Origin of the sequence: Alteromonas sp. LOR (assembly GCF_000753865.1) — a bacterium.
Lineage (GTDB): Bacteria > Pseudomonadota > Gammaproteobacteria > Enterobacterales > Alteromonadaceae > Alteromonas.
This window is the reverse complement of record NZ_JQFW01000044.1, coordinates 741-7,302: the sequence shown is the minus strand read 5'-3', so window position 1 is coordinate 7,302 and position 6,562 is coordinate 741. Positions and strand designations below refer to the sequence as shown.

The 6,562-nt window shown below is 42.1% G+C and carries 5 protein-coding genes and 4 tRNA genes; all 9 read left to right on the top strand.

All coding sequences use genetic code 11. The annotated features are described in order from the left end of the window. Positions 1 to 433: 433 nt before the first annotated feature. The 9 genes from JV36_RS0113565 to JV36_RS0113525 all read left to right on the top strand — a co-directional run bounded on the left by JV36_RS0113565 (position 434) and on the right by JV36_RS0113525 (position 6,496). Positions 434 to 2,050: a methyl-accepting chemotaxis protein gene (locus JV36_RS0113565; protein WP_081926629.1), complete on the top strand. Its 1,617-nt coding sequence runs from the start codon at positions 434 to 436 to the stop codon at positions 2,048 to 2,050. 589 nt (positions 2,051 to 2,639) lie between these two features. After that, entirely contained in the window at positions 2,640 to 3,098 is a 459-nt protein-coding gene (locus JV36_RS0113560; protein ID WP_081926628.1) for a DUF4174 domain-containing protein, read from the top strand. 165 nt (positions 3,099 to 3,263) lie between these two features. Next, positions 3,264 to 4,268: a UDP-N-acetylmuramate dehydrogenase gene (gene murB / locus JV36_RS0113555; protein ID WP_032097090.1), complete on the top strand. Its 1,005-nt coding sequence runs from the start codon at positions 3,264 to 3,266 to the stop codon at positions 4,266 to 4,268. Further along, the gene (gene birA, locus JV36_RS0113550; protein ID WP_032097091.1) at positions 4,265 to 5,251 is read left to right on the top strand and encodes a bifunctional biotin--[acetyl-CoA-carboxylase] ligase/biotin operon repressor BirA; all 987 of its coding nucleotides are present in this window, start codon (positions 4,265 to 4,267) and stop codon (positions 5,249 to 5,251) included. Before murB ends, birA begins: the two co-directional genes overlap by 4 nt. Continuing rightward, positions 5,241 to 6,020, top strand: coding sequence for a type III pantothenate kinase (locus JV36_RS0113545; RefSeq protein ID WP_235207847.1), 780 nt, complete (start codon positions 5,241 to 5,243; stop codon positions 6,018 to 6,020). The genes birA and JV36_RS0113545 overlap by 11 nt, the downstream gene beginning before the upstream one ends. 115 nt (positions 6,021 to 6,135) lie before the next feature. Further along, a tRNA-Thr gene (locus JV36_RS0113540) sits at positions 6,136 to 6,211 on the top strand. 8 nt (positions 6,212 to 6,219) lie between these two features. Beyond that, positions 6,220 to 6,304: transfer RNA gene (locus JV36_RS0113535), tRNA-Tyr, on the top strand. Between the two features lie 34 nt (positions 6,305 to 6,338). Beyond that, positions 6,339 to 6,413 (top strand) — tRNA-Gly (locus JV36_RS0113530). Between the two features lie 7 nt (positions 6,414 to 6,420). Beyond that, positions 6,421 to 6,496: transfer RNA gene (locus JV36_RS0113525), tRNA-Thr, on the top strand. Positions 6,497 to 6,562: the final 66 nt, after the last annotated feature.

Genomic DNA, 6,562 nt, shown 5'->3' with positions numbered 1-6,562 from the left:
AGTGTGGGGTTTCCCCATGTGAGAGTAGGACACTGCCAGGTCCCATTAAGAAAAACCCGCCTAACGGCGGGTTTTTTGTTTTCTGCCCCAAAAAAATAATGGGGGTCAGATTCGCATTTATCCCCCAATTACATTCATTACATCGAACCTACCGAAGATAAAACAGGGTCAGAACCCAATTTATTGTTATCTATAGTGCCTAAAACAGACTAATGAAAAATGATTCCGCTTCCACCCGACTATCGTTTTACTCGAGACGTATAATGTCGTCGAGGGTTAAAAACTGCGATGTCGCTCATATCTAAACAACAGCAGCCACATTGTTTGTCTATGTCGAGAGTACGAGGAGCAATGTAAGACTATTTTCGTATAGTCTTTTGCGATGCTATCTCCTACAGTCTATAAAATAATAGATTATGCAGTGATGACAACCATGTTGAATGTAATACCTAGTCTTGTTTCTTCCATTGCCGTTATAGTCTCCTTTTTGGTGACGGAAAACATATATATATCGGTATTCGTTTCATTTGTTATCGCCTTTGCTGTTACTTATTATCTACCTTCCCAATCAAGTAATAGTGGGCTCGAACAATCGTCTAATTCTTCTTTTTCGTCACACTCGCTATCGCCACCAAAACTAGGTTCTCAATTAGAAGGTCATAACGATTCGTCCTACACGCAGTTTGATGGTTTTGCCCAAGGTAATGATATAAGTGCGGCATCAAGTCGCATTGCAATTGGCGGCGCGTCAGTCTCATTTTTCTTAGATAAACTGTCTTCCGCCTTTCGTGAACAAGTAAATAGTATTAGCGAGATGAGCACGCGTCTCCAGAATTTAGAAAATGGCAGTGCATCACTGAGCAACTTAACCGCGCAAGCAGGCGAAGCGATTACAACGTCTGATGAAAAAACACAGCGAGGCAGTCGCCGCCTAAAACAAGTACTGGAACATCAGAAACTACTGCGCGAACAAATAACCGAATCTTCACAAACGCTTGTTGTGCTCAAAAGTAGAGCTGAAGGTATCAGTAGTATCACCAACACGATTAATCAATTAGCTGACCAAACAAATATGCTCGCACTCAATGCTGCAATAGAAGCAGCTCGAGCCGGCGACCAAGGGCGTGGTTTTGCGGTCGTTGCTGATGAGGTTCGCGCGTTGGCTAAAAAAACCACTGAGGCTACATCGGGTATTGAACATTTACTACAGGACATGAATCAAAGCAGTAAAAGCGCTGTTGAGGCCATGTCTAAGGTATCTGAATCTGGTGAAAGTATGAGTGAGCTTCTTACTGAAAGCGAAACATTCATAGCCGAGTCGAGCGAATTATCCTCAGAAGCGAGAAACGCTATGGAAACAATGAAGGAAAATGTAGCAGATCTGGCAAACGATAGCGGTGGCATTGGTGATTCTATTTCAACATTACAACATGCTACAAGCGATCTCGAGCATGACCTATCCGAAGTTGCCGAGCAAGCACTAGCGTTAAGTACTCAAGCAGAAGATATTTTTAGATTACTAGAAACTCTGAATATTGACGATGAAAACAGTCGAGTGCGAGATATAGCGATAAAAACTGCGAAAGAGGTAGGTCAACGTTTTGAGAAGGCTATTAGCGAAGGCGCTATTTCAGAGCGCGACCTTTTTAATTTTTCCTATAAACCGGTGCCGAACACTAATCCTGAAAAGCACACTACCACATTCGATAGTTTTACCGATTCTGTGTTACCGGATATTCAAGAGCCGATTTTAGACACTCATAATTTTATTATTTATGCCGGTGCGGTGGATAAGAATGGTTACTTCCCAACCCATAACAATAAGTTCAGCCAACCTCTTACAGGGGATTATGCTACTGACCTAGCTAACAGCCGAACAAAGCGAATTTTTAATGACAAAACCGGCAGTCGTTGCGGCAGCAACACTGAGTCGTTTCTGCTGCAAACTTATAAACGAGACACAGGTGAGATTATGCACGACCTTTCTGCGCCTATTTATGTAAATGGCAAGCATTGGGGTGGGTTTAGAATTGGGTATAAAGCTTCATAGTTAAGTTTTTGTGGGAAATGAGTGGGGGCAGATTCGCGTTTATCCCCAATGACCTTCAATTCATTCAATACAAAATGTACAGAGTGAAAAATCCCTTATCATCATACCGTTTCTTTCTGCTCTTATAGCGACTTCGCCCTTTTCATTTGCGAAAAGTGAGCCAACGGGTGTGTTGCATTAGGAGTCCTGTTCTATGTTCTTCACCGATATGCGCTGGCAACACAGAATTCTTTTAGTGAGAGTTGATGACGATGAGGAGCTGAAAGAGTTAAAAACAAATGGAGTCAGGTCCGTATTTATCTCCCAAATATATTCAGCACATCGAATCTAACGAACATAAAACAGGGTCAGAACCCGATATATTGTCGTCCTTAGCATATAAGACTGGCTGTCAAACTAAAAATAAACGGGGTCAGATCCCTATTTATTATCATCCACATTGCCTACAACAGAAAAACGGTCAAAAAATGTGGTTCTGACCCCAATTATCGATTGAGTTTAAGCGGGCAATGTCAGTGTGTATTTCGAAATGTGGACCTGACCCCCTTTATTGTTTGAACGAAAGGGGTGGTGTTGCGTAATAGAATTTATGAAAACGTCAAAATACATCATATCGTTTCTTTCTGCCTTTATAGCGACTTCGTCCCTTTCATTTGCGAAAAGTGAGCCAACGGGTTTGTCGTATCAGGAGTCCTGTTCTTTGTTCTTCACCGATATGCGCTGGCAAAATAGAACTCTTTTAGTAAGAGTTGATGACGATGTGGAGCTGAAAGAGTTAACAGAATATCTAGACTACAGTGTAAATGAACTTACAGAGAGAAAGCTTCTTGTACTGGGCATTGATAGAAAAACGGTTTATCCGTTTGGAAACTCATTATCTTGTCTTCCTTCTCTGGCTATAGTTCAACGTCGTCTGAATTCAAATAAGGCAGTCCTCATCGGTCTTGATGGCGGTACAAAAGAGCAGTATGACGTGATAGACCCAGTAAGCATATTTTCAGATATTGACTCAATGCCAATGAGGCGAAGGGAACGTCAAGACAACTAAATTGTAAAAGCAAAGTTTTAGCTTTTTACAGATTCTTCGAGTTTTCATAACCTACCTTATATTCACTAGGTTAATTCAATCCCTCACGCTTTATTGAAGTGATATACTTTTCTTTATTCTCTGCTTACCCTACCATTAGGCAATTATTCGCAGTTCGAAGACATTATGCCCTCATTGAAACACTACAGCACGTTTGGTCTAAATACGTCGTGCAAAACAATTCAATCGTTTTCAGATATCGACTCCTTTTTCCGCCTCTATAACAACACCGATGTGTGTTATTTGCTTGGCGGTGGCAGCAACTCAATATTCACCGAAACATTTGAAGGCACAGTACTGGTCAATGAGATAAAAGGCGTAAGCCATTTTGATGACGAAAATAGTCACTTTTTACGCGTAGGTGCAGGCGAAAATTGGCACGAGCTTGTCAAACTATGTATGCAAAATGAGTGGTTTGGCTTTGAGAACCTAGCGCTAATCCCTGGTTCAGTGGGGGCTAGTCCAATTCAAAATATTGGCGCCTACGGCGTAGAGGTCGATACATTAATACAAACGATAGAAGCCGTGGTACTTAACACGGGTGAAAAGATTCTATTAAAAAATGAAGACTGTCAGTTTGGTTATCGAGATAGTGTATTCAAACATGCGCTGGCCAATAAGGTGCTTATTACCCACGTAAATTTTGTCCTACCAAAAGTTTATGAGTTAAATACCGCTTATGGTGAGCTTGCCGCGTTAACAAATCCAACGCCACAGGACATATATCACAAAGTTATAGAGGTGCGTAAGTCCAAACTTCCAGACCCTGCCGTTCTCGGTAATTCGGGAAGCTTCTTCAAAAATCCAATTGTCACTTACGATCATTTCAAAACAATTGCTGATCAATACGAACATGTACCTCATTTTACTGTAAAAACGAAATCCGCCGACGATAGTGTGAAAATTCCGGCAGCCTGGCTCATTGACCAAGCTGGTTTTAAAGGAAAGACGCTGAACGATGTGAGGTGTCACCCTACACAGCCTTTAGTACTTACAAACCTTGGCGATGCAAACGGTAGCGATGTACTATCTATGGCAAGAGATATCATAGCCAGCGTTTCTGACAGGTTTAATATCAAACTCGAACCTGAAGTACGCCTTTTAGGAAGCAAAGGACTTATTTCGCTATGAGACAGGCATCTAAAGTAATAAGAAAACATATATTAGCGCTATTGTCCGACGGTCACTTTCACTCCGGTGAAACTATAGCTCAAGAGGTTGGACTATCGCGTACCGCTGTTGCAGGGCATATTTCTCAGTTATCTGACTGGGGATTGGATGTATTTAAGGTAAAAGGTAAGGGATATCGACTAGAGCGAGGTTTTCCCATGTTAAGTGCAGATAGCATTAAGAAGTACTTGGGTAACACCAAACGAGCCATGATAGATGTTGAGTCGGTACTCCCATCAACAAATACAGAGATGAAAAAACGCATTGCTAATAATCGAGAAGAATTAGCCGACGGTGATGCTATTTTTGCTGAAATACAAACCGCAGGTCGCGGAAGACATGGCAGAACTTGGTTAGCGCCTGTGGGCGGTAGCCTAACATTCTCCATGTATTGGTCGTTTCCAGATGGATATCAGAGCATGGCGGGCCTTTCTTTATTGGTTGGTCTTGCAGTGTGCGACGCGCTAAAAGAGTTTGGCGTTAACGATGCCGAATTAAAGTGGCCGAACGATATTTACTTACAGGGTAAAAAGCTTGCTGGCGTATTGATAGAGGTAGAAGGGCAGATTGGAGCGACAGCGCATTGCGTCATTGGTATAGGATTGAACGTGTGTGTGCCAGATAACCAATACGACGTTGGGCAACCTCATAGCGATCTCGCTTCATTTTTAGGTACAGTGCCAGATAGAAATGAATTAGCGGCGCAAATTATTAAATCACTATGGTCTTATCTTCCTAAATTTACTCAACAAGGCTTTGGGCCATTTGTTCCTCATTGGGAAGCCTTAGATCTTTACGGTGATAGAAGGATAGTGCTGCAAATGGGTGAGAAGCGATTCTCTGGTATCGATAGGGGCGTAGACGCCAGCGGTGCACTGTTAGTGGAAACACAAGACGGCATTACACGTTTTCATGGCGGTGAGGTTAGCCTTCGTGGTAACTGATAGTATCCCATCTGAAAAAAATGCTGTAGCAAGTGAGCAAAATGTCTTATTAGTGGACATTGGCAACACACGAATCAAATATTCTCTGTTGTGTAATGACAAAGAAGAGCCCCAATCTGTAAGTTCGATAGCTGAGCTTTTTAAATTTATCGACTCTTACGAAAAAATTTCTCATATTTATTTAGCTTCAGTTAGAAATAATGAAGTCTCGAAAGAAATAAATACCCTCTGTTTGCCTCGCAAAATTAATTTCATTGAAAAACACACAGAAAAATCAGCATTCGATATAAAAAATAGTTACGAGAATGTACAAAAAATGGGCGTTGATCGGTGGCTCGCGATGGTGTGTGCTGCAGAAAAAACAAAAAAAGCATTTTTTGTTATGGATGTTGGTACTGCAATAACGGTAGATTTTGTGGTGAATGGTCAACATTTAGGCGGTTGGATAGTGCCAGGGTTTAACGTTATGCGAGACGCTTTGGTTGCATCTACAAAAAAAGTATCAGCGAATGATGAAATTCCGACCAGCTTTGGGGTAGGTACAGATACTGAAGAGTGCGTAGCAACAGGGTGTCATGCAGCGGTTTATGGTGTTTATTTGAGCGCCATTGATTACATATCAAGCAAACAAACCGATTTTGACATTATTTTAGGGGGTGGAGACAAAAAAGTGTTTGCATTCTTAGAATCCGCTGTTAACATTCGTCCCGCTCATTTGGTGGTGCAAGGTCTTGCCCGCTACGCTCGAAAAGAACTTAGTTCAATTTAGGCGTAACCTTCTGATAGATTGAGAAATCGGTCAGAAAAGAAAAATGAAAATTTTTCGAAAAGACACTTGCACTGAGTAATTCATTACTCTAGAATGCGCACCCACTTGATGTAGTGCCGACTTAGCTCAGTTGGTAGAGCAACTGACTTGTAATCAGTAGGTCGCCAGTTCGATTCCGGCAGTCGGCACCATCAATTCTGGAGGGGTACCCAAGCGGTCAACGGGAGCAGACTGTAAATCTGCCGGCTCAGCCTTCGCAGGTTCGAATCCTGCCCCCTCCACCACTTTCTTTATGAGGTGGCCAGAGAATTAAGATTTGCGGGCATCGTATAATGGCTATTACCTCAGCCTTCCAAGCTGATGATGTGGGTTCGATTCCCACTGCCCGCTCCAAATCAGTGCTGATATGGCTCAGTTGGTAGAGCGCACCCTTGGTAAGGGTGAGGTCGGCAGTTCGAATCTGCCTATCAGCACCATTTTTCTCCCCAGCTCATGTTGTAAAAATTCAAAATTTTTTTAATGTAACTTTGCTGGGATAATAG